The 22,652-nt window shown below is 71.2% G+C and carries 18 protein-coding genes; 9 read left to right on the top strand and 9 right to left on the bottom strand.

The window, feature by feature from the left end:
- Window positions 1-368: 368 nt before the first annotated feature.
- The 4 genes from ACZ47G_RS22210 to ACZ47G_RS22195 all read right to left on the bottom strand — a co-directional run bounded on the left by ACZ47G_RS22210 (window position 369) and on the right by ACZ47G_RS22195 (window position 5,748).
- Window positions 369-1,712 carry an LGFP repeat-containing protein gene (locus ACZ47G_RS22210; RefSeq protein WP_465745137.1) on the bottom strand — a complete coding sequence of 448 codons (1,344 nt, stop codon included), beginning with the start codon at window positions 1,710-1,712 and terminating at the stop codon, window positions 369-371.
- Window positions 1,713-1,918: 206 nt separating this feature from the next.
- Window positions 1,919-2,500 (bottom strand): hypothetical protein, encoded by a 582-nt coding sequence (locus ACZ47G_RS22205; protein WP_465745135.1) that lies wholly within the window; start codon window positions 2,498-2,500, stop codon window positions 1,919-1,921.
- Window positions 2,497-4,434 carry an SMI1/KNR4 family protein gene (locus ACZ47G_RS22200; RefSeq protein WP_465745133.1) on the bottom strand — a complete coding sequence of 646 codons (1,938 nt, stop codon included), beginning with the start codon at window positions 4,432-4,434 and terminating at the stop codon, window positions 2,497-2,499. Before ACZ47G_RS22200 ends, ACZ47G_RS22205 begins: the two co-directional genes overlap by 4 nt.
- Before the next feature lie 129 nt (window positions 4,435-4,563).
- Window positions 4,564-5,748, bottom strand: coding sequence for a serine hydrolase domain-containing protein (locus tag ACZ47G_RS22195; protein ID WP_465745131.1), 1,185 nt, complete (start codon window positions 5,746-5,748; stop codon window positions 4,564-4,566).
- 143 nt (window positions 5,749-5,891) lie between these two features.
- On the opposite strand from ACZ47G_RS22195, the gene ACZ47G_RS22190 reads away from it, so the two are divergent.
- The 4 genes from ACZ47G_RS22190 to ACZ47G_RS22175 all read left to right on the top strand — a co-directional run bounded on the left by ACZ47G_RS22190 (window position 5,892) and on the right by ACZ47G_RS22175 (window position 10,170).
- Complete coding sequence (locus tag ACZ47G_RS22190; RefSeq protein WP_465745129.1) at window positions 5,892-6,938, top strand: SCO2583/SCO2584 N-terminal domain-containing protein; 1,047 nt, start codon at window positions 5,892-5,894, stop codon at window positions 6,936-6,938.
- Between the two features lie 130 nt (window positions 6,939-7,068).
- Entirely contained in the window at window positions 7,069-7,743 is a 675-nt protein-coding gene (locus ACZ47G_RS22185; RefSeq protein WP_465745127.1) for a DUF1963 domain-containing protein, read from the top strand.
- Window positions 7,744-8,051: 308 nt separating this feature from the next.
- Window positions 8,052-8,333, top strand: coding sequence for a hypothetical protein (locus ACZ47G_RS22180; RefSeq protein ID WP_465745125.1), 282 nt, complete (start codon window positions 8,052-8,054; stop codon window positions 8,331-8,333).
- 442 nt (window positions 8,334-8,775) lie between these two features.
- Window positions 8,776-10,170: an endonuclease domain-containing protein gene (locus ACZ47G_RS22175; protein WP_465745123.1), complete on the top strand. Its 1,395-nt coding sequence runs from the start codon at window positions 8,776-8,778 to the stop codon at window positions 10,168-10,170.
- A gap of 80 nt (window positions 10,171-10,250) precedes the next feature.
- Here the strand turns inward: ACZ47G_RS22175 and ACZ47G_RS22170 are convergent, their stop codons facing one another.
- The 4 genes from ACZ47G_RS22170 to cas3 all read right to left on the bottom strand — a co-directional run bounded on the left by ACZ47G_RS22170 (window position 10,251) and on the right by cas3 (window position 15,953).
- Complete coding sequence (locus ACZ47G_RS22170) at window positions 10,251-10,913, bottom strand: adenylate kinase family protein (protein WP_465745121.1); 663 nt, start codon at window positions 10,911-10,913, stop codon at window positions 10,251-10,253.
- Window positions 10,914-11,029: 116 nt separating this feature from the next.
- Entirely contained in the window at window positions 11,030-11,587 is a 558-nt protein-coding gene (locus ACZ47G_RS22165) for a hypothetical protein (RefSeq protein WP_465745119.1), read from the bottom strand.
- A 433-nt stretch (window positions 11,588-12,020) separates the two neighbouring features.
- Window positions 12,021-12,560, bottom strand: a complete 540-nt coding sequence (locus ACZ47G_RS22160) for a hypothetical protein (RefSeq protein WP_465745117.1) — start codon at window positions 12,558-12,560, stop codon at window positions 12,021-12,023.
- 381 nt (window positions 12,561-12,941) lie between these two features.
- On the bottom strand, window positions 12,942-15,953 hold the full coding sequence (gene cas3, locus ACZ47G_RS22155; RefSeq protein WP_465745115.1) for a CRISPR-associated helicase Cas3': 3,012 nt from the start codon (window positions 15,951-15,953) through the stop codon (window positions 12,942-12,944).
- A 60-nt stretch (window positions 15,954-16,013) separates the two neighbouring features.
- Here cas3 and casA point away from each other — a divergent pair, with 60 nt between their 5' ends.
- Genes casA through cas6e form a run of 5 tightly spaced genes read left to right on the top strand, consistent with a single transcriptional unit; the run spans window position 16,014 to window position 21,170 of the window.
- Complete coding sequence (gene casA / locus ACZ47G_RS22150) at window positions 16,014-17,642, top strand: type I-E CRISPR-associated protein Cse1/CasA (protein WP_465745199.1); 1,629 nt, start codon at window positions 16,014-16,016, stop codon at window positions 17,640-17,642.
- Complete coding sequence (gene casB, locus ACZ47G_RS22145) at window positions 17,635-18,231, top strand: type I-E CRISPR-associated protein Cse2/CasB (protein ID WP_465745113.1); 597 nt, start codon at window positions 17,635-17,637, stop codon at window positions 18,229-18,231. The genes casA and casB overlap by 8 nt, the downstream gene beginning before the upstream one ends.
- A gap of 4 nt (window positions 18,232-18,235) precedes the next feature.
- Window positions 18,236-19,603: a type I-E CRISPR-associated protein Cas7/Cse4/CasC gene (locus ACZ47G_RS22140; protein ID WP_465745112.1), complete on the top strand. Its 1,368-nt coding sequence runs from the start codon at window positions 18,236-18,238 to the stop codon at window positions 19,601-19,603.
- Window positions 19,600-20,442 (top strand): type I-E CRISPR-associated protein Cas5/CasD, encoded by an 843-nt coding sequence (gene cas5e, locus ACZ47G_RS22135; RefSeq protein WP_465745110.1) that lies wholly within the window; start codon window positions 19,600-19,602, stop codon window positions 20,440-20,442. Before ACZ47G_RS22140 ends, cas5e begins: the two co-directional genes overlap by 4 nt.
- Window positions 20,439-21,170 carry a type I-E CRISPR-associated protein Cas6/Cse3/CasE gene (gene cas6e / locus ACZ47G_RS22130; protein ID WP_465745108.1) on the top strand — a complete coding sequence of 244 codons (732 nt, stop codon included), beginning with the start codon at window positions 20,439-20,441 and terminating at the stop codon, window positions 21,168-21,170. The genes cas5e and cas6e overlap by 4 nt, the downstream gene beginning before the upstream one ends.
- A 329-nt stretch (window positions 21,171-21,499) precedes the next feature.
- On the opposite strand, the gene ACZ47G_RS22125 is transcribed toward cas6e, so the two are convergent.
- Window positions 21,500-21,694 carry a hypothetical protein gene (locus tag ACZ47G_RS22125; RefSeq protein WP_465745106.1) on the bottom strand — a complete coding sequence of 65 codons (195 nt, stop codon included), beginning with the start codon at window positions 21,692-21,694 and terminating at the stop codon, window positions 21,500-21,502.
- Window positions 21,695-22,652 lie beyond the last annotated feature (958 nt).

Raw genomic sequence — 22,652 nt, 5'->3', positions numbered from 1 at the left:
TGATGTCGTGGCCGTGCCGGACCGGCGGCGTGCTGCGCCGAGGGTCGCGGGAGTACTGGTGGACGGTGGGGCAGGCCAGACGACCGCGGAGATCGGTCAGCTCGGCGGCTCGCTCCTCGATCAGCCTGCGGCCCGTCGTCAGAACGCCAGCCGACGACCGTCGCCGGACCCGTGACGCGCGTCAGCCGTCAGCGCCGGTCGCCGGAGGCGGAGAGGGGTTCGGGAGCCGTCACACCGGGCGGGGCCGTGAGGCACATGCGCTGGGGGTTCAGCCGGGATACGCGTCAAAGGGGCGATCAGTGGATCTCGATGACGGAAGCCCCTCGCCGGCCCGGAGGCTGACGAGGGGCTTCGTCGTCGCTACTGGCTCAGCCCGTGCACGCCATGGTGGCGTCCTGGGAATCCGGATCGTTCCGGGTGCAGGTGTGCTGGGGGGCTGACAGGTCGCTGACGTGGGTCTGCCAGACGGCGCCCTGCCATTTGGCCTGCGGGGCGCCGGCGTTGTCGAGGAGTCGGGGGTAGCGCAGGACTTCCCACGACGGGAACTTGTCCTTCGTCGTCGTGATGTCGAAGCCGGTGAAGGACTTGTTCTTGTCGTCGTACCCGTGCGGCGTCAGGTACCACGTCGCGTTGATCCGGCCGAGGTCTCCGAGCTGGTAGCCCGGGACGTCCACGAATGAGTTGACCGCCGAGATCGACACCTTGATGCCCCCGCCGGCGGTGGGCGTGACCCAGTATTCATTCCGGGGGGTCGGGTCGTCCTGGACGACTTCGGCATGCGGGGTGCGGACGAGGGGCTTGGCGTCGCGGCATCCGTTCAGCGTGGAGCTGGGGTCGTGGACGCAGGAGTGTTCGACGTAGACGCCGACGCGGCCCGTTTCGGTGTCCCACGCGACGGTCACCTTGGATTCGGCGGCCGGGTCGGTGCTCCACTGGCGGTGGTTGCCGATGATGTCGTTCACCGGATTGTTGTCGGTGGCGATGTAGCCGCGCACGACGACGATGCCCCGGTCTCCCCCCAGGGGCAGCAGGTTCGCGGCCTCCTGCAGGCCCCCGTCGCGCGTACTGCTGCTGGGGGTGAGGTACAGGTCGCGTGCCTGGGCGTACTGCGGGTTGGGAGTCTCCTCGGGAGACCATGCGATGGGGCCGTGCTCGAACATCTGGCTGATGCCCTTGGTGCCCGGAACCTGGACTTCGTCGCTGATGGGGTAGCCGTAGCGGCCGCTCTCCCACTGGGCCTGTCCCCAGCGTTCGCCGATGCGACCCCAGACAGGGTGCGCCCCGGTGTCGGGGGACCAGTAGACCGAGCCGCCCTGGAAGACCTGGCGTACGCCCTTGCCGTCGGGGAGCCGGATCTCGTCGCTGGCGGGATAGCCGAGACTGCCGCCTTCCCAGCCGAGCTGCCCCCACTTGTCGCCGACGAGGCCCCAGATCGCGTGGGCCCCGCTGCCGGGGCTCCAGTAGATCGAGCCGTGCTCGAAGACCTGGCGGGCGCCTCCGTCCTTGGGGACCGGGATCTCGTCGGACTTCGGACAGCCCAGGGAGGCCTGAACACCCGGCGTCTGCGTGTATTCGGTCCAGATGGCCCCGTCGACCGAGTGGCCCTCGCTGCAGAAGACCTGAGCCGATGCGGGAGCGGCCTGAACGCCGAGCAGGAGCAGGGCACTTGAGGCGGTGAGGGCGAGGAGTCGGGATGCTCTTGTCCTGATCATGGCGAACAGTCTCCACGCCTGTGGGTGGTCCGGGCAATGAGACAAAGAGACGAAGCACCCGAATGGGTGACGGGCCGGGCGCTCAGGGCTTCGAGATCGGGAGACGCCTGCTCGCCGAGGTGCGTCAGGCCGGAGTGCCGGCAAGGCGGCACAAGGCGGTACAAGGCGGTAGGGGTCGGTACCGGTCGCGATGGCGGTGTCACCGGTCAGGGGATGAACTGTGCCCCGAGCAGGCCTCGGCCGGCGTCGGCAGCGGCGCGCCAGACCGGGGGTACCCCGTCGAGGAGGGTGTCGATGTCCTCCTGGTCGCCCTCGGGGTGGAGAGCGGCGGCGAGCAGCTGCCCGGCCTGGTCCCGGGTACGGGTGGTCCAGGTGAAGGCCCGTTCGACGGCGGGGAGGGCCTGGCGGACCTGTTCGGGGGTGAGGACGAGGTCTCCGAACCAGCCGGGCAGTTCGACGTGGCGCTCGGGTCCGAGGGCGAAGGCCATGGCGGCTGCCGGGTAGGCCTTGCGGGCGGCGACCGCGAGGTGGGGCAGGGCCTCGTCGTGGCCGCGTTCCCAGGCCTCGTAGACGAGGCAGATCCGCTCGTCCAGTGCGGACGGGCCGGCAGCGTCGAGGAACCGGTGCATGGTCGCCTCGGAACTGCCCGCCTGCTGCCACCACCGAAGGAGGTCCCTGGACGCCGGGAGCGCGGCCTCGGCCTCGACCGCCGGGGCCAGGTCCTTCCAGTAGTGCGTGATGGTGTCGGCGTCCATGGGCACCAGGCACCACATCCCCAGGAAGCTCACGACGAATCCCCTCCTCCTCGGATCTCCCCGTCTCCGGGCGGTCGCGTCCAGGAGCGGGTGGTGAACGTGTGCAGCCGCCCGTTCGTGAGCGCGTGGCGTGGCAGGCGGACACCGAACTCGGCGGTCACGGCCTCCAGCAGCGAGCGCTCCGCCCCGGTGCCCTGACCCTGGGAGCCGAAGAACCGTTCCGGGTCCAACTCCCGTGGTATCCGCCCGGTTCGGTGGACCTCTCCGTCCGCGTACGTGAAGGCGTACTGCTCGGCGCCGTCCTGCGCCACGGAGAGGTGGAAGAACGGTTCCCCGTGCGAGGTCCTCAGGCCGCTCCACACGACCACCGCGCGGGCGCCCTCGCCGGCGGCAACGGCGGCGGCGGCAGCAGCAGCGGCAGCGACCGGGGAGACGAACCGCTGCGGGGCGAAGCGTCGCGGGTCGAAGTGCGCGGGGTCGCTCTCGAAGGCGAAGCTCCAACGGGCGCCGGCCCGGCCGACCGCCATGAGGGCCTTGTCGTCGACGGGCGACAAGACCCCCCGCCCGCTGAGCGATCGGTGGCGCGCCTCGTCGGAGGTCATGGGATCGTTCAGCGCCGCCTCGTCCCCGTCCGCGAGGCATCCGGGCAGGTCCGCCGGTTCCACACCTTCGACCAGGACGAACCGGTAGGCCGTGAGGTTGCGTTGGGCGTCCGGGTCCGCGAGCCAGGCCAGACCGTCCGGGTCGAGGTCGGGCGAGCGACCCGGTGCCTCGCCCGGCTGACCACCCCTGGGGGTGGACAGCAGCTCGCGGCCCCGTTCCGGGGTCAGCAGCGGCCCGAGCAGGGGGTCGGCCACCCACCCCAGGGGCGCCAGGTGGTCGGGGCCCAGCGGCTGCCAGGCCGGCAGGGCGTCCATCAGCGTCCGCCACGCTCCGTCGGTGTCGCCCCACCGCGCCGCCTGCCTCGCCCGTTCGACCGCTTCCCCGAACGGTCCGACCGGCGTGTACCGGTACGTGCCGTTGCGCACCTGCTCCAGCGTCGCGTAGGCCAGCGACACCACGTCGTCCCCGGCTCCCCCCAGGTGGAACATCAGCGTGGCGTCGTCCCGGTACGAGTGCGCCGCGTGCTCGGCGACCAGTGCCGGAAGCAGCTCGGGCGCGTACCGCGGGTCGGTCACCAGGCCCTCGAAGTACACCATGTACGTCCGCCCGAGCAGACGGCGTATCTGGTCCCCCAGCCCGACGGCCCGCGGCCTGCCGTACTCCTTCGCCTCGTCCAGCTCCTGCCCGGCCCTTTCCCAGTCACCGCGCAGCGCCTCCAGCCGGGCCCGCTCCACCCGGGCGTCCAGCTCCCGCGTCAGGTCGTTGGCGAACTCCGGCTCCCCGTCGGTACGGTGGGCCCGCAGGCTGTGGAACTCCCGGTGCATGTCCCGCATGAACTCGACGAAGTTCGCGTACCGCTCGGGCGGCGCGGCCCGCCAGCTCGCCCACGTGTACACGGCCCACTCGCCGTCCTCGCCCACGTCCTCGGGATCCAGCAGGACGTGGGTGATGTCGGACTCGACGTCGAGCTGGAGCCCACGCCGCCAGATACCCGCCTCCCGCCACTCGGCCTCGTCGGCGTCGTCGTCCAGGTACTCCTCGAACATGTCCGCGAGCCCGGACTCGTTGCCGTGCCAGCGCGCGTCCGCCGTCCCCGCCAACAGCCCGATGAACTCGCCGGCGTGCCGCCACCCGTCGCTGACCTTGAGGAACTCCCGGTACGACGGGGGCATCCGCCGACCGAGGCGCTCCTCCATGGCCGCGATCCGCTCCTCGGACGCCCGCGGGAACCCCAGCCATCGCGCCCGCCGGGCCGCCTCGTCCTCCTCACCTCGCGTCTCGTCATCGGGCGGCAGGGAGTCGGACCACTCCCCGCTCCACCCGAGCAGGAACGGCCGCCAGTCGAACGGTGTCGCATTCGTCATGCGCCCGATGCTGCCAGCCGTCACTGACATCGCCCCGTGCTGCCGGGCGACCCGTGCCGCCCGGCAGCACGGCAGCACGGCAGCACGGGCGGCATGGCAGGCATGGCAGGCATGGCAGGCATGGCCCGTTCACGACGTGCCGGGGCCCCCGGCGCAAAGCGCGTGGTCGATCAGGGCGCTGGCTGCCTTCTCCTGGTCCAGGATGTGCTCCGGGGTGTCGCCGCGTGCCTCGGACATGGAGACCACGGCGCTTCGCCTGCCGTCGTCGGTGACGCCGTTGAGGGTGATGTAGCCTCCGTCCCCGCCCTCATGACTCCAGTAGGTTCCCCCGCAGCCGAGGGGGCGTTCGGCCAGGCCGAGCCCGTATTGGCCTTCGGGCCACAGCCGTTGGACATCCGCGCTCACGGGGACGGTCTGCTTCATCTCGGCCAGCTGCCGCGTCGGTAGCAGCCGGCCCGCGAGCAGCGCGCGGAGGAAGTGGTTCTCGTCCTGTGTGGTCGTGACCCACGAGAGGTTCTCGTGGTCCACCGGTATCTGGCCGGTGACGTCCACCAGGGAACCGGGGCCGAAGAGCTGGTAGGCCTGGGCGCGCGGCCGGGGCAGGGTGGGCGAGGTGCCCATCCACCGGGTCCGATCAAGGCCGAGCGGGCGCAGAATGCGGTCTTCGATCTCCTGGTGGGCTGGTCGACCGGTGGCCTTCTGGATGATCATGTCGAGCAGGACGTAGCCGGTGTTGGCGTACTTCCAGCCCTTGCCGGGCGGGAAGTACGGCGCGTGGGCCATGGCGCGGGCGACCAACTGCTCGGGGCTGTAGACCTCGTGGCGCTGCTGGTAGTACTCCGTCGGCGTGGTGTATCCGGGCAGGCCGTCGTCGGAGATGCCGCTGGTGTGCTGGAGCAGTTGACGGACGGTGATCTGGCTGCCGTCGTTGCCGTTGCCCCGCACCGATCCGGGCAGCCAGTGGTCGACCGTGTCGTCCAGGGACAGCCGGCGCTCGGCCTCAAGTTGGAGGACCACGGTGGCGACCAGCGTCTTGGACGTACTGGCCATCCGGAAGTAGCCGTCGGAGGGGACCGGGCGGCCGGTGTTCAGCTCGGCGGTGCCGCTGGTGGCGACCGACTGCCGACCATCAGGCGCGATCACGCGGGCCTGCACACCGCTGACACCGAGGGCACGGATCGCCTCAGTGTCCCGGCGTAACCGGTCTGCGGAAGAGGGACCGGCGGGCTGGGCGACGGCGCCGGCCATGGTGGCGGCGAGCAGCACAGCGGCGCCGGCTGCTACGGCGAAGTGCTTTCGCGGAGTCGAAGTCATGGCTGGACGCTAACCAGCCCCGCCGCCCGAACCGGGCGCGATCCGGCACATCCCAGGGTCTGCTGGGGGATGTCCCCCAGCAGACCCTCGGGGACATCCCCCAGGGCGCGGTCGGTGTCCGAACGGGCGGGCATACTGACGCCGTGCCAACCGCCGAGGACCCCCACCAGCCCCACCAGCCCCGTTCCCGCGAGCCGGAGCCGACAGCGCCGGGCCAGGAGACACCCGACCCGTTCGAGGGCCTCGTCCTGGACGAGCGCTTCGTCAAGGACGCCGCCGTCGAGGAGCCGACCGCCCGGACCCGGATGCTCGCCGCGCGGTGGCGGGAGCAGCCGCCGGTGGACCCGGGAGGCCGCCGCTGGGTACCCGGCGCGGCACCCGGCACGGCCCGCTCCAGGTGGACCCGACCCGGACGCCCGCGCACCGCACTGATCGCGGTCACCGCTCTCGCGGCGCTGCTGGCCGTCGCGGTCGGAACGGACCCGGCCGGTCTGCTGAACCGGAACGGCCCGGCGGCGCGCACCCCGCTCGCCGTACCCGCATCGCCCCGGCCGACCGTGGACGTCGCACTGCCCGGCGGAGGGGTCTCCGACGGCACCAGGTGCGGCACCCAGGGCTTCCACCACTTCGAACCGGCACCCGCGTCCTTCACCTTCGCCGGATCACCGTCGGACGCATCGGACACCCCACCGCCGGGACCGCAACTCGTCCTCGGCTCCTACGGGTTCTCACGGACCTCGGCGGACGACCCCGGGCACATCACCATCGGTCTGCAACTCGCTCCGGGCCCCGGCGACCGCGCACTGGACCTCTCCGCACCACTCGGTCCGCAGGGCGTGGCGGTGGAGATCGAGGGCCCGGACGGCCTGGTCGCCGGCGCCCACGGCCTCCCGCTCACACCCGACGACGACACCCCCTCCGACGCGGGCGACACCGTCCACGTCGGACCCGAGAACGGGGCGTCCGTGCAGGTGACCCTCCCGGCCGGTGCCCTGTGCCCGGGCTTCGACGGCTTCGCCGTCCAGCAACGCCTGATGGCACCGACCGACTCCCACAACACCATCACCGGCCAGCCGCCCTACCGGCTCACGGTCTCCATCTCCGACCCGGCGATCGGCACACTGCGACGCCAGGCGGGCTCGACGGTGCCGGGCGACGTACTGGCAACCGACAACCGGTACCCCCTCTGACCGCGGCCACCCGAGAACAGCTCCGACGGACGAAACTCGGCGAGATGCTGAACAGCTGCGACTGAGCGACGGACGCCGCCGGCCGGCGGCCGGGTAAGGCGCGGCCGCCGGCGTGTCCTAGAGTCCGGACGTGCCCACTCTCATGATCGACACCGGCCCGACCGCCCCGGACGCCCCGGTGACCCGCACCGGCGGAGTACCACTGGCCCCGCCCGGTACCGAATGGCCCGTCTGCACCTCCTGCGAGGGCCCGATGCAGTTCCTCGCACAGGTCCTCCTGGACGACATCGACAACGACAACGGCACTGGCACCGGCGGCGCCACCGGACCGGACCGCTGGATCCTCGCACTGTTCGCGTGCCAGAACGACCCCGGCATGTGCGACGACTGGGACCCCAGCGCCGGCGGAAACCGCGCCCTCCTCCTCCCGGCCGACGACCTGCGACCACTCCCCCTGCCCCACCTGGACGACGACGCCGACGAGTCCGTACTCATGCTCGGAGCCGTCAGAGCGGTGACCACCGCACACGAAGACACCCCCGACTACGACCAGGCCCGACAAGCCTGGACGACCAGAACCGGGCGCCCGGACACCTCCGTCCTCGGCCAACTCGGCGGAACTCCGGCATGGATCCAGGGCGACGAAACACCCACCTGCCCCCAGTGCACTCGACCGATGCCGCTGACCGTCCAGCTCGAAGAAGGCCCCGACCACACCACCGCCATGAACTTCGGCGCGGGCGGCTGCGCCTACGGCTTCACCTGCCGGCCGTGCGCCCAGGCCACCCTGCTCTGGCAGTGCTGAACCACTGACCGCGCGTTCACCCCGGCGACGGGACGACGTGCACACGGCCTGGACGACCGGGACCCCACACCACCGTGTTCGCCCTGCCCGGCGGGCACCCGGCCCAGGGGCCCGCCGGCGTGCGAAAGCCGCGATGTACCCTCCCGCGTCTTCCGCCGATCCGCGCTTATCCCAGCGTGGAGGGGCCTGCCGGGCGGGTCGGCTGGGCTCCGCCGCCACCGAGTACGTGCCGGCCGGTGTTGTCCCGGTGTTGTCGGAGGCGGGGACCGGTCCCCCGTTCGGGTGCCGTCCCGGCTATCGTGTCGGGCATGACGTACCGCGTGCAGTACACGGTCGAGGCGAAGGCGACCATCGACGCGCTGCCTGCCGAGCGGCGTGACCTCCTGGAGCGGGCACTGGGTGTGCTCGCCCGCGACCCCTACCACAAGACCGCGACGGCGCCGATCGGCCCCGACGAGCACCTGCGCAAGGCGTACGCCGCACCGGGTGTCGTGGTGGAGTTCATGGTCGCCGACCACGTCCTGGTCGTCGTCGTGCTCCAGGTCTTCGACGAGCTCCAGTACCTGATCGACGAAACCGACGCCCGCTGAGCCGGCGGGAACCCCAGCCGCGCCCACCCGGCGTCCTACCCTTCGACGAATCGTCGTCGTCAGTGGTGAAGGCCCTCGGGACGATCACGCCGTGATGCTTCTCCTCATGGTCGCGCTGGGCCTCGTCGTCCCGCTCGGCTACCGGTTCGACCCTCGTCTGCGCTGAGCAACCGGTCTCCCGGGCCCCGCGCCGCGAGACCCGGGACGCCGCCGCGCCGCTCCGCTTGCCGGGGTCGCCGGCTCACCGTCTGGTCAGTCGCCCGGGGAACTCTTCCAGGCGCCGCCGACACCACACGGCGCAGAACACCCTTCCCCTGACCACCGGTCCGTCCGGCGTCGAACGCGACGCCCCCTGAACTGGTCACCGCGCACGGCAACCCCGGGGCCGCCCACCGGCGGGCGAGCCAACAGGCCCGCCGCGCGCCGCGCATACAGTTTCCTGGTGACCCGACCCGACCCGTACGACGTCCTCGCCCAGTGGCTCGCCGCCGGCTACGGCAAGCACGGCCGCGCGCTGCAGGGCACCACGCCCACCCGGTACGAGGCCGACGTACGGGACTGGCTGTACTTCACCGAGGAGACCACCGGCATCGGCGCCTGGAACGCCAACGAGTCGACGGCCTCCACCTGGGCCTACGCCCCCGCGCTGCGGCCCCCGAACCCGGACCGCCCCTCCCGCCGGCCACTGGCGCCGCGCGTCTCCCTGCACAACCCCGCCCGGCGCCTGGCCGCCCTCGCCGCCTTCTACGCCTACGCCGCCAACGCCGGCCACATCCCCGAACCGCCGTTCAACGCCGCGGCCCTGCGCCCCGCCCCCACCGCACTGCCCCGCACCACGCCGCTCACCCTCGAACAGGCCGCCGCCCTGCAGTACGCGGCCGACGACGTCCTGCCCGGGCGCCACCACCGCGGCCCCTACGACACCGCCCCGCACCGCGACCGCCTGCTCGTCCACCTCCTCCTCGACGGCCTGCGCCCCCGCCAGGCCGTCGGCATCGACCTGGAGGACCTGAACGAGGAGGACCCGCACCGCCGCGTCCGCACCCTCACCTGTCCCGCCCCCAAGGGCGACGGCACCATCACCCACCAGCCCGCCCGCGAGATCTGGCAGGCCATCGCCGACTACCTCCCCCACCGCGTCGACGGCCGCGACCCCGTAACCGGCCGACGCCCCCTGCTCACCAGCCGCAACGGCCGGCGCCTGGACTCCAACACCATGCCCGGACGCATCGTCAAAGCCATCGCCGCCCGCGTTCCGGAACTCGTCTTCGAACCGAACACCGTCACCCCCGACCGCCTGGCCATGGCCCCCGCCGTCCTCCTCGACCACCCCCTCCCGGCCCCCGGCCCCGACGGCTGGGCCCCGCCGGACGCCCCACCCCTCGAACGCCTGCGCCTCGACCTGCGCCACGCCCTGGACGCCGCCCCGCTCTGCCCGCCCGCCGACGGCGGCTGCCCCGCCGACTGCGAACGCTGCGCGGTCCGCAAGCGGATGTGGGAGACGTGGGAGCAGCGCTGGGACACCGGCGCCCCCGCCTACCTGTCCTGGCCGGTGCCGCCCTACGACCACCGCCAGCGCCCCGCCGAACGCCTCCTCGCCTACCACCGGAACCGCTGCGCCGTCTGCGGCGCCACCCCCGGCCCCGGCCGCCCCGCCCACACCGAGGACCACGACCCCCAGACCGGCCTCACCCGCGGCCTCCTCTGCCACCGCTGCCACCCCCAGGCGGAACGGGGCGCGGCCCCCTTCTGGGTCCGCTACCACGAGCGGCCGCCCACGGCAGTCCTCGGACAGGAGCTGCGCTACCCGGCGCTGGGTGGCGGGCGGAGGAGGTAGCGTCCCCCGTGCGCCCGACAGCGGTCGTCTTCCCCGCGCCTCAAGGGCACAGGCGCGGGGCGACTTCATTCGGTCCGAGGTCAACGGCCGTGTTCGCGGAGCGCGGTGAGCGCACGCCCGGCTATCTGCTCGTGCGTGCCGACAGCATCGACCGTGACGACGAGGTCCTGACCGGCGTAGTACTGGATGAGGGGCTCCGCCATCGCGTCATAGGACCTGAACCAGCCCCGGATGCGCTCCTCCTTGTCGTCCTCACGTTGGTACAGCTCACCTCCGCAGACATCGCAGACGTCTTTGCCGGGTAGGTCGGCCTCCTCCGGTTCGTAGCAGTGGAGCGGATTCTCGCGGCACAGGCGGCGGGCACCCTGGTGCCGCACGCGACGCTCGATCTCGTGCTCGGAGAGTTGCAGACGTAGCACGCGGTCGAGGGGCGTGCCGAGTTCGTGGAGCAGTTCGTCCAGTGCGCGCGCCTGGGCGGTGTTGAGCGGGTGCCCTTGAAGGAGGAAGGCCGTGGGGGCCGCCTGGCGCAGGTGGTCGTGCGCGATCGCGCTGATGATCTGGTCCGGCACCGGTCCGCCGGACCGGAAGGTGTCAGCGCAGCGAGTCCCGAGTTCGGTTCCCTGGCGAAGGTGAGCGCGGATGAGGTCGCCGAACACGATGCGCGGCACCGCCAGGACGTCGGCGATCGTGCCGACCGGGTGTTCCAGCCGCCACGCCGGTGGTTGCAGGAGGACAACGCGCATTCCCATCACTCCTCGAGTGCACACTGATCGGCCAGCGGGTCGGTCTTCGCTCCGTACCGGCCTCGGCCCGACACGATGAAGTCCGTTGCGAGGGCCTACCCGCAACGGACGAAGTATCAGCCAGCTGTGGAACCGCCGACGCCCAGGTCGACACGCATGACGCCGCGCAGCTCCTCCCAGCGCTCCCAGAGCCACTTCAGGTAGTCCTGGATCTCCTCGAACGACCCGTCCGGGTCCGGGTTGCCCTCGTGCAGGCACAGCGTCCTGCGGTACGCCTCGGACAACGCCTGGGTGACCACATCCAGTTGCTCCAGGACGGCGGGCGAGGCGACCATCTGCGCTTCTGCGAACGCGGCGTGGTGTGCTCGCCGTGCCTCCTCAAGAGCGTCCCTGTGCCGCTCCGCCACAGCGCCTTGGTGCGAGAACCAGAGGAAGTTCATGATCTCGACCCGGTAGCGCCGGAAGGCAGCGTTCGTGGTCACGTAGCACCCACGCCGCAAGGCCAGGCTCGCCTGCTCCTGCTCACGGTCCCACTGCGCCCGGACGGCCAGCTGCTGGCGTTCGAAGTCCTCCCTCGCCGCCCGGGCCTGAACGCGTTGGGCAAGCCACGGCGCCAACAAGGTCCCCATCACACCGAAGAAAGCCACCACCAACGTGACCACCGCGCCGAACATCCCGCCCCCATCCCCGCCGTCCCGAAGGACCAGCGAACCCCCGGTCTCGTCAAGAGAGACACCTGCCCCGCGGCGGCATCCCCGGACGTTGCCGTCAACCACTGCGTCCTCGAGGACGACAGCCGCGGACGATGCAGAAGGGATTGAGCCTCGCACACCCGCGTCGGGCCCGAGAAGATCCAGCCGACCATTTCGATCTCGGTGTCCTCCTCGCGAACCTCTCTTCCCCGGAGTGGGCACACGCCATCGGCACCTATTGCTTCTCGGCCCCCACCAGATGCCGTCCTGGTATTAGACGCTGTTCCAGTCCTCGTCGGAGGCACCGGCGGGGACCGGTACGAGCATCGAGCGCGTCGCCGCGCACCTGGTCGACCTGAGCCGAGGTCAGCAGGCGGAAGTCCATGGCAGCCCCGCCATCTCGGCGACCAACGGATCACCGGGCCAGAGCGGTTCGGAGGGGGGCGACACCCACGACGACAGAGAGGTCGCCCCCGGGGATGCCGAGGGTGCGGACGAAGCCGGCGACCACGTCCGGAGTCAGGGGAACGCCACCCCGGGCCAGGGCGGCGATCGTGGTCTCGGCCAGGCACAGGCGGCCGTTGGTGAGCAAGAACAGCAGCTTGGCCGCGGCGCTCAGGGACCTCAGGTTCCGGTTGCCGAACAGCAGGTTGACGAGTGCGGCTCCGAAACCGACCTGCTGCTGGTCCGCCGTCCGCGGTAAGTGGAGCGGACCTTCCTGGGGCTCCCGGCGCAGTTGGTCGACCAGGCCATGCACGCGGTCCCGCCGGTCCGGCGGCAGCGCGAGCGCGTAGCGGACGAGGTCCGCGCGCCGAGGCCCGGGGGCCGACTCCCGAGGAGTCAGGGCCTGCGGCACCCGGAGGGCCGCGATCACGTAGTGGTCAGCCGTGTGGAAACCGATCGCCGACGCGAGTGCCTCCAGGCGTGCGGGCAGCGGTGCCGTGCCCGCAAGCACCCCACGGAGTTCGGGTGCCGGAACGCCGGACTCCGCGGACAGCCGTCCGGCGTCCACCCCATGGTGGTTCAGCTACCGGGCCAATGTCGTTCCGAAATCGGATAACCCGTCATGGATGACCCCTCTCCCGCTCGGGACGTGCTCGGATCGACAGAATGCGCGGTTCCCTGTCGAAGGCGACACAGTCGGTTGGGCTGGGAGCGGGCCCGCGGTACTGGCGCGATTCGACTGACGTCAATGGCGCCGATATCGGAGCCGACCGGAATCCGCCCAGCAGACGGTCGACGTCTCCCCGCTGGCGCGGGGAACATGGGATCAGAGAGCTCGGTACATCGGGCCCATCCCCGCGGACACCGGGAGCAGGAATGGGCAGCGTACCGTTCACCGTCGGAACGCGAGGTGAAGGCCCCTTATCGGGTCGTAGCGGAGCCGCTGGAGGGCGCTCCCGTCCGCACTCGTGCCGTCCGGCCGCAGGATGATGACGCGCCGATGGCGTAGCACCCCGATACCCGGGTTCTCCCAGTACTCGGCGGGCGGAAGGTGCTCGAACCAGTGGTGCGGGACGGACACCGTGTTGAGGAGGAGGTTCTGCTGCTGGGCCCGCCGGGCGGCGCGGTCCGCGAAGCGACGGCTGTATCGCCTGAGGTCCGCCCTGATGCGGCCCTGCGGGTCGTAGCTGTAGTGGTTGCTGAAGTGTTCGCCTTCTACGGGGTGGTAGTAGAGCAGGACCGCCTCGACGGAGCGCTCCGCGAGGCGCGAACGCGCCGCCAGCCCCGGAGTACCGTCGTTGCCGCGGCCGTTCGCGCCTCCGCTCTTCAGCGCGTCGACATCGCAGGGGGTGCCGTCGCCAGGGTGATAGGGCTGCAGGGCATAGTCCTTCGCGGCGCTCGCGTGCTTCGCGAGCTCGGCGCTCCAGTCCTCCCAGGTCGTCGACAGCAACGCGCCCATGGGCGTCCGGGGGAAGGCCTTTGGGGCGTAGACGGATTCGATCAGGGCCTCGTTGTCACGCGGCGTGGACAGGCAGGCGATGCGGGCGCCCGGATCGGCCAGTCGGGCGCCCTCGCACTCCGGGCAGGCCGGTTCCACCGTGCGTTCGGCGAGTTGGTGGTAGGTCGCGGCGAGCGCGTACGGCGCGTAGACGAGGGCGTCGCGGTTGCCCGGGGTACGGCGGGTCGGAGGCTGGACGAGCGGCAGGTGTTCCCGGTCCGGTTGCCAGAGGACGGTCATCCGGGGGGTCCGCAGGCCGGCCTGCCGGATGCCGACGCTGTCGTTGACCACGTGCCGGTGGAGGCGCCCGCGGCGCTGGATGAGCAGGTCGACGGGCGCCAGGTCGGTGTAGAGGCGGTCGCTGTCCAGGTCCAGTGACTGTTCGATCACTTGGGTGGCGATGACGAGCAGCCGGGCCGGGCGGTCCGGGTTGGGTGCTGCCCGGTCCTCCCCCGGTCCGATGAGTCGGCGGATCTCGGCTTCCCGCGGCAGGCGGTCTCGGGGGGCGAGCCTGCCGTGCAGGAGGAGGATCTCCTCCGTGGACCAGCCGTGCTTCTCCGCCTGGTCGACGGCATGTGTGTACAGGTCGTGCGCCGCTCCGACCCGGTTGCGGATGACGGTGGTGACGCCTCCCGCGGCGGCCTCGCGCAGAAGACGGTCGGCGAGGGCTGCGGTGCCCGGGTCGGGCAGCAGATCGAGCTGGGTATGGAGCTCGGTGGGCGGTTCGGCGGGGGCCGCGCTGGTGATACGGCCGTGCCGGTCCACGAGGGTGACGGGGCCCTTGGCGTCCGTGGGCCGGGCGGCGGTGCGGTGGCCGCGGCACCACGCGGCGACCAGCTCCTCGCGGGTGGCCGAGGGGAGGGTCGCGGACAGGACCACGACGGAGGCCCCCGCGTCGGCGAGCCAGGAGACGGCCGCGCCGAGCAACCGTTCCTGGAACAGCTGGTAGGCGTGGGCCTCGTCGATGACGAGGGTCTTGTTGGCGAGGCCGAAGAGGCGCAGGAACCAGTGCGCGCAGCGTTGCGAGGCGAGGGCGACCTGGTCGACGGTGCCGACGCCGAAGGTGGAGACGAGGCCGAGGCAGCGGCGGAGGTACCAGGGGTCGAGGACCACGGTGGCGGTCGCGCCCCTGTCATGGCGGTCGCAGAGGGTGGATTCGACGAAAAGGGTGAGGTCGGTGAGGTCGTCCGGTTGGACGGGGGCCTCGCCCGCGTCGAGGAGGCGGTGCACCGTCTCCGTCGCCTCGGCGGCCCCGTGGACGATGGCGAGGTTGGCGTCGGTGGGCCGCCCGAAGGATCTGGTGAGGAACTCGATGTGCTCCACGGCGGCCTGGTCGGTGGCGGCCCGGGTGGGCATCGCCGTGTAGAAACCGTGGTAGCCGTTGGTGCGGGCGAGGTGGTGGGCGTACCAGAGGGCCAGGGCGGTCTTTCCGGCCCCGGTGCCAGCCTCGATGATGACCAGGGTCGGCCCCTCCACCGGGGCGGCGTCCATGGCCGCCTGCTGGAACGGACGGGGCTCCGGGGTCCGGGGGAAGAGCTGCGCCCAGGTCGCGGGCGCGGGTTCCCAGGTGCGGAGTCTGAGCTCGCGCACCGCTGTGTACGCCTGCTGCTGCGCCTCGTGCCACCACTGCCGGATGCTCCCGCTGTTGCGGTATTCGAAGCGGTTGTCGTCGGAGGCGATCCAGTCCGCGGTGACGACCAGACCGGCGAAGAGGGGCAGGGCGGCCGGGCGCGCTAAGGAGGTCCGGTCGGCCAGCCGGTCCAGGTCGACGTCCAGGTATCGCGCCAGGACGGTAATGAGGAACCGGTGGATGTCGTCCCAGTCCTCTGGAGGAGCCGCTGTCGGCGCCCGCCCGAGGAGTTCGGGGCCGGGGATGTGGCCGTGGTGCCCTCCGAGGAGCAGGGCGACCCGGTGGAGACCGAGGTGCTGGGCGCCCGTTCCGCCGCAGTCCTCGCAAGCGCAACCGAGCAGCCGCGGCAGGCAGAAGGCGGTGATGACCTCGTGCTCCAGCCGACGGGCCGCACGGACGTCCATGGGAAGCCGCAGCCCGTTCGCGCGGGCCTGTGCGAGCCACACCTTGGCCGCTCTGCGGAGTCGGCCCTTGTCCGTGTCGAAGAAGCGGAGCTGGAAGCCCGCCGAGGCCTTCCCCAGGTCGTGCAGAGCCGCGTAGAACATCGCGTTCTGCCGGGCGACGGCGGCGTCGCCGGAGCCCAGTGCCTCGGCGAGACGGTCGCGGACCGGCGTCGCGAGGTAGTGGTCCCACAGCTCTCCGGCGCACGCGGCCGTGTCGAGCAGGTGGGCCAGGAGCGGGTTCCAGGCCGGACCGTTGCGCCTCTCACTGTTCTTCGAGAGGTCGGTCTTGCCCCAGACCGTAACACCCGCACGGGTGATTCCGTCAGGTTCCATCGCTTGGCCGCTCCCGAGCTAGTAAGGTCCGCGCTTGTGACGAACCGTCAAACCGCAAGGATGTCTCGAGATCTCTTGAACACCCGTGACACGTGGTTGAGTTGGGACCCGCGGACGGAAGCATGCCAGCCGGTACTGACACGCCCCGGACGGCGCCGGTCGCCGGAGGAGGAACCGACTGTACGGCCGACCCAGGTCGAGCGGGTCGGGTTGGTCGAACTGCTCCGGTGCGCCGATGAGTTCACCGCACTTGTCAGCTCGACGCCCGGCGAGGAAGTCGCCGTCCTCGAGTACCTGATGGCGATCATGTACGCGTCCGAGTGCGTACCGACCACGGCCGTCGAATGGCGCCAGTGGGTGAAGGACGGACACTCGCTGGCCAAGGCGGCGGAATGGCTGGAGAACAGACCGGTCGACCACTGGGACCTGTTCCACCCCGAGCGCCCGTTGGGCCAGAACGCGCTGCTGGCCCCGTTCATGTCCGTGCACGGCGTCGGCTCGGCCCAGCTCGTCATCGAACGCACCGGCGACTACAACCAGTTCTTCGACAAGGTGCACCTGCACGACCCCGAACCGATGCCACCGGACGCGGCGTTCCGGGCCATGCTGACCCAGCACGCCTACGGCCTCGGCGGACGGGCCATGGCGAAGGCAGACTGGCTGGGCCCGCAGCTGACCTACCAGGCGGTGGGCCGGCTCGGCACCCGCATCCGGGTGGTGGCCCGGGGAGGAACGCTGGGCGACACGCTGCGGTTGAACGTCATGCCGTGCAAGCCCGACGACACCGGAACCTTCAACTACTCCTGGACCGACGGCCGCCCCGGCCGCCGCACCTTCCGCGGCCGGAAGCAGACCCGGCTGCCGGACGGACCGGCCGACCTCCACTCCTTCCTCGGCCGGTCGATCCTCCTGAGGCCCACGCTCGTCGACGGAAAGGTCATGGTCGACCGGGTCCTGCGAGCCGCGGGCGAGCTGCTCGATCCGCTGGCGCCCGTCCACCTCCAGGACGCGGTCATGATGGCGGGCAGGAAGGGCGGTGCCCAGGAGGCCCTGCGGCCGAGCGAGGACCGCACGCTCTGGCGGGAGTCCCACGCGCTGTACGCGGCCACCCACAGGATCGATCCGGAGCTGGACAAGGACACCGACCTGTACGACCGCCTCGCGGGCCTGCGCGACCGCCGGGTGGACCTGACCGCAGTCGGCCTGATTTCCCGGCAGGCGACCGCCACGGCCTGGGTCTCGGACACCTTCCCCTACGTGCCCATGCGGGCGAAGCAGCTCAAGCAGGCCTCGGACGAGGGCTCACGGATCTGCGAGTACGCCGCCAAGGCCCTGTACGCCGCCGCGGCCGTGGCCCGCGACACGGTCTACCCCAATCCGAAACCGGCGGAGAAGACGTCCCTGCTCAAGCGCTTCCACGCCGAACCGGAGCTGTGGGCAAGCGCGGCCGACCACTTCGCGTACCTGATGGCGGAGGTGAGCGACGGGACCCCCGCCGACGATGGCCCCCTGGCGGAATTCGGCCAGGAGATCCGCGAACTGACCTGGAAGGTCTTCAAGGCCCGCCTGACGTCGCTGCCGCCAGATGTGCGAGGGAAGAACGCCCGTGCCCAGGCGGAGCAGAGGCTGAAGAAGATGCTGGCGAGCCCGTCGTGTCCGCCGTACCTGAAGGAGCCCCCGCGTGATTGACGACCAGCTCGAGCTGGACCTGACCGACGTCCTGAGTCCGAGCACCGACTCCCAGGGCGTCCCCGACGACCTGCCCGAGACCGAGCGGACCCCCGCAGAGCGCCTCACCGCCTGGCTGTGCGGCCTGGTGTGGTCCCACGACTACGGCCGCCTCGCCGACCTGCGCCGCCCCGAGGCCCTCTCGGAACCCAGGCTCCGGGCCGCCTCCTTCAGTCTCGAGGAGAACCAGCGGCCGGTCTTCGAGAAGGTCGCCTTCCTCTTCGCCCGCTACCACGCCGGTCGGAGCGTGCCCCAGGCCGGCTTCGGCTCAATGGGCGACGCCCTGCGCCGCATCGGCACCCCTGCGGGCCGGGGCAAGAACGACCCGGGCGCCAAGCGCCTCCTCGACCGATTGGTGTCCTCCCGCGAGATCCCCGCACGCCACCTGCAGCACGCCGTCGAACGCGCCCGTGCCTGTGAGGTGGCGCCGCCGTCCTGGGCCCGGCTCACCGAGGACCTGTCCGCGTGGAAGAAGCCCGGCGAGGAGATCCAGTACCGCTGGGCCCGCGCCTTCTACACCCCCGAATACCCTGCGAAGAAGAACGGCTGACCACATGACGATCATCCGGACCAACGCCGTGTCCGAGCGGCTCGACGGCCACCAGTTCCTGTCCCTGCACGCCCTGGAGAGCCTGGTCGCCGTCCTGCCGGTCCGCGACGAGAACGGCATGGCGAAGATCATCCCGTTCGGAGGCGAGACCCGGAACCTGATCACCTCCCAGGCCCGGCGTCGCGCCGAGCGCACCCTCAGCCGGGACAAGGCCAACGCGGGCGAAGGCGCCCTGGCCGGCTACACCATGGGCATCCGCACCCGTGAATGGGCCCTGCTCACGGCCGAGGCACTGCGCGGCCTGGGCTGGGAGGAGCAGGACGCCCTGCCCGTGGCCAAGGCCGTACTCGAGGGCGTGGGCCTCAAGTTCGGGGACAAGGAGCGCACCCGCAACCTCACCAAGGTGCTGCTCTTCGCCCCCGAGGACGCCGGGGCGAAGCTCGCGGAGTTCATCGAGGCCCACCGGGACGAGGTCGTCTCCTGGGTCGGCGCGTTCGAGGAGGCCCGCAAGGCCGCCGAGGCGGCCAAGGCGAAGGCCAAGGGCAAGAGGCGTGCGGCGGCGGCCGACGAGGACGTCCTTCCCGTCGAGGTCGAGGAGAGCGCCGAGGAGGCCGGCATCCCGGCCCTGCCCAAGGCCGTCCGCGCGGCCGTGCTGGCCGCCCTCGCCCCCCGCGACGCGATCGACATCGCCCTCTACGGCCGTTTCCTCGCCGAGATCGCCGATTCCCCCAACGTGGACGGCGCCGTGATGACCGGCCCCGCCTTCACCGTCCACGCCGCGGCCCAGATCGACGACTTCTACAGCGCCGCCGACGACTCCAAGATCCGCCGCAAGGCCAACGCCCTGGACTACCTCGACGCCGCCGACGACGCGGGCGCGGGCATGACCGGCTACCAGTCCCTCATCTCCGGCACCTTCTACCGGCACGCCGCCCTCGACCGCGTGCAGTTGCGCATCAACCTGATGGCCGGTGGCATGAACGCCGAGGACGCGGACGAGGCGGCCGTCGCCGCCGAGCGCCAGTTCGTCGAGGCGTTCATCGACGCCATGCCGGCCGCCAAGAAGAACACCACCGCCTCCACCGGTTCCCTGCCCAAGCTGGTCCTCGCCTTCGACGGCAAGCGCCCGTTCAACTACTCCGCCGTCTTCGAGGACCCCATCGACGAGCACGCCGGCGGCGGCGCCAGCCGTGCCGCCGCCAAGCGCCTCCTGGCACACCACCGGCTGGTCACCCGCAAGCGCTCCGACGTCGCCGACGGCCGCGTCCTCACCTACGACCTCGGCATCCAGGACCTCCTGGACGAGCTCTCCGCCCAGGGTGCCCTGGCCGCCGCCGAGGCCGACACCGCCGAGGAGCTGACCGCCCCGTGACCCAGCCGCACGTGCTCCTGGCCCGGCTCGCCGGGCCGCTCCAGGCCTGGGGCCTGGTCTCGCGCTTCGACCGGCGTGACACCCACCTCAGGCCCACCAAGTCCGGCTTCATCGGCATGCTCGCCGCCGCCGCCGGCTACTCCCGCGACGAGTCGCTGGCACCGCTCGACGAACTCCGCTTCGCCATCCGGGCGGACCGGCCCGGCACGGCCGTGCGCGACTACCACACCGTCGGCGGCGGCCGGTACCCGCTACGCCCGCGCGACCTGATCACCGACCACCGACGCGCCCAGCAGGCCGCCGGCGCCCTCGACGCGGCCACCGGACCGGTGTTCGGCACGCTGCCGGCCCGAGCCGTCACCGGCTGGTACGGAGCTCCCAAGGGGATCGCCCCCGACCCGGAGGGCGGTCCGCTGCTCGCCCGCAAGGTCGGCCGCGACCCGATGATCACCAGCCGCAGCTACCTGGCGGACGCCAAGTTCGTCGCCGCGGTCGAGCACCCGGACAAAGACCTGCTGGAGGAACTCGCCATCGCCCTCGAACAGCCCCGGCGCCTGCTCTGGCTCGGCCGCAAGAACTGCCCGCCCGCCGGCGAGATCTCCGGGGGCGTCCACGCGGGCCGCATCGAGGACGTCCTCGGGGCCACCCGGCTGCTCTCGGAGGACTGCCGGCCGCGCCCCTGGACGTGGATCGAGGTGCCCGCCGGCACGGCCGGGGCCTCCTCGGTGGCCGACCACCCCGTCAGCTTCCACACCGTCCACCGGTCCTACGCGCCCCGCTGGGAGCAGCGCGTACGCATCGAGCCCGGTGAGTCCATCGGATGGGACCACCTGCTGTGACCACTGCCTCCACCGACACCGCCCGCTTCGTGGCCTGCCACAGCATCCTGCACCTGGACGCCACCCACGCCCTGGCGCAGAAGGCGATCCTCGACCCGCACGTCATGCACCGGCTGGTGATGTCCGGCTTCTACGGCTGGACCGAGCCCGGCGAAGCGGACCCCCGCGCCCAGATGGGCATCCTCAACACCTGGACGCTGGACCTGAGGAACAACAGCCTGGTCGTGATCGTGCAGTCGCGCGTCCAGCCCGACTGGTCCTCCATCCCCCGCGCGGCCCTCGCCGACAAGATCGCCCTCATCCAGGTCGACACCACGGTACGGACGGGAGTCAGGTTCGGATTCCGGATCGTCGTCAACCCGACCCGGGACCGTCAGACCCGCGCCGGCGACGGCACGCTCGTCCGCAAACGGCTCTCCGACACCACCCCGCGCTACGTCAAGGAGTGGTTCGCCGCCCGGCTCCAGCCCGACGGCGCCGAACGCGTCGGCCCGGCCGGCGTGCGCCGCATCGGCGCCGACGCGGACCTGGACACCCTGACGATCCGGATGCTCCCGAAGCTCGGCCTGGCCGCCAAGCACGAGGGCGCCAAGATCGGCCGCGCCGAGATCAAGGGCGCCCTCACCGTCACCGACCCGCACGCCTTCGTCGACGCCCTGGCCACCGGCGTCGGCCGCGCACGCTCCTACAGCGCGGGCCTGCTGCTGGTGCGGCCCGGAGGGGACTGATACCGACAGGATTCCCGAGCATGCGGAACAGACGGGCACGGTATCTCGGGGCCGCTCTGCGAAACATGCGACAGATAAAAATCGAACAGGCCCGGTCTTTGGTCTCGGCCACGCAAGTTCCCTGATCCAGGTTCCTGCGTCGGCCACATAGGCTGTTGTCTGCTTCGATGAGTCCTGGCCTCACCGCTCGGGGCCGAACCCGATGCGTGGCCATGACCGAGGTAGGGCCGCCGCCCCGGACTTGAACTGGCCAGAGGCGACGGCCTCGCACGGTGAGAACGGCTCGTGGCTGAGCGCCCACTCAGCTGCGAGCCTCTCCGGTCAGCCGATCAGTTCCACCACGAGAGCAAGAGCTTCACGAGATCGAGGGTGAAGCGATAGCGCTCGCGCGCCAGCTCCAGCTCGGTCCTGGCCTTACGCTCGGCCCTGAGGCCACGGTCCGCTTCAGTCCTCGGACCGAGATCGGTTCGCCGATCCTCCTCGCCATGCTCCGCCCGGTCATCGCTGCTGTGACGAGTATTCAAGCGAAGCCTCTCCCTTCTCCTGAGACGTTGACCCCGCACCTCCTGTCCCGGCAGGGGGGGTTGTGCTGGAGCCACCGTATGGCCACGGGGAGATTGCTTCTGGGCCAGCGCAAGAGCTATAGGTCGACACGGCAGCGAGATTGACTTTTCGTCAGATCATTCAGGCATGAAGCCATCGGCAGTCGCTCCCATGCAGGATCCACCCTGGCAAGATGACCATTGGTGGTTCGTTGGGCTTGCGCGAGTCCGCCAGGTCAACGTTGCCACATGCACAGTTCACCCACCTGGCGCGACAAGAATTGAAGTCGATGTTGACGGCTTGTGCGAACGGATTCGAAGACATCTCCTGGATTCCCGAGGATGCCCTTGGTGGATCCCGAGCGGTCGATCGTTACGCGTGAGGAAGACAAGTCGGCTATGTTGTGGATCTGCCGCAGGGCGGCCCGCCTCACGGTCGGTCGCTGAACAGCCGGCTTGGGCCAGCACATTCATGTTCATCCCCGCATGGTCGCGGGGGTCAGCCGACCATTGGTGGTTCATTCGGCTTGGTTCGGCATTACTCCCCGCCCTGCGGGGGTTAGCGGGACCGGGAGACCCCAGCGCGAGATGTCGGTTAGCCGGCTCTGATCTTCGCTGCTGTCCAGGCCCGCTCCGACATCGGCTGGCTGGTCGCCCTGGACTCCACGATCGCGCGGGCCCACCAGAACGCCGCCGCCAAAAGGGGGCACGAACGGCGCGCCCCCGGCCGCTCCTGCGGCGGGCTGACCCAGCAAGATCCATCTGGCCTTCAACAGGAAGGGCCGCCCACCCGCCTCCACCATCACCGCAGGCGCCCGAACAACTGCACTCAGGCCGAAACCGTCATCAACCTCATCAACGTCCAGCGCACCGGCCCGGGCCAGCGCCGAACCCGACCCGACCCGAACGAGGAGTCGGCAATCCTGGCGGTCGCCTGCTC

It is taken from the genome of Kitasatospora sp. NPDC030952 (assembly GCF_055571335.1).
This window is presented reverse-complemented; position numbering and strand designations above follow the sequence as displayed.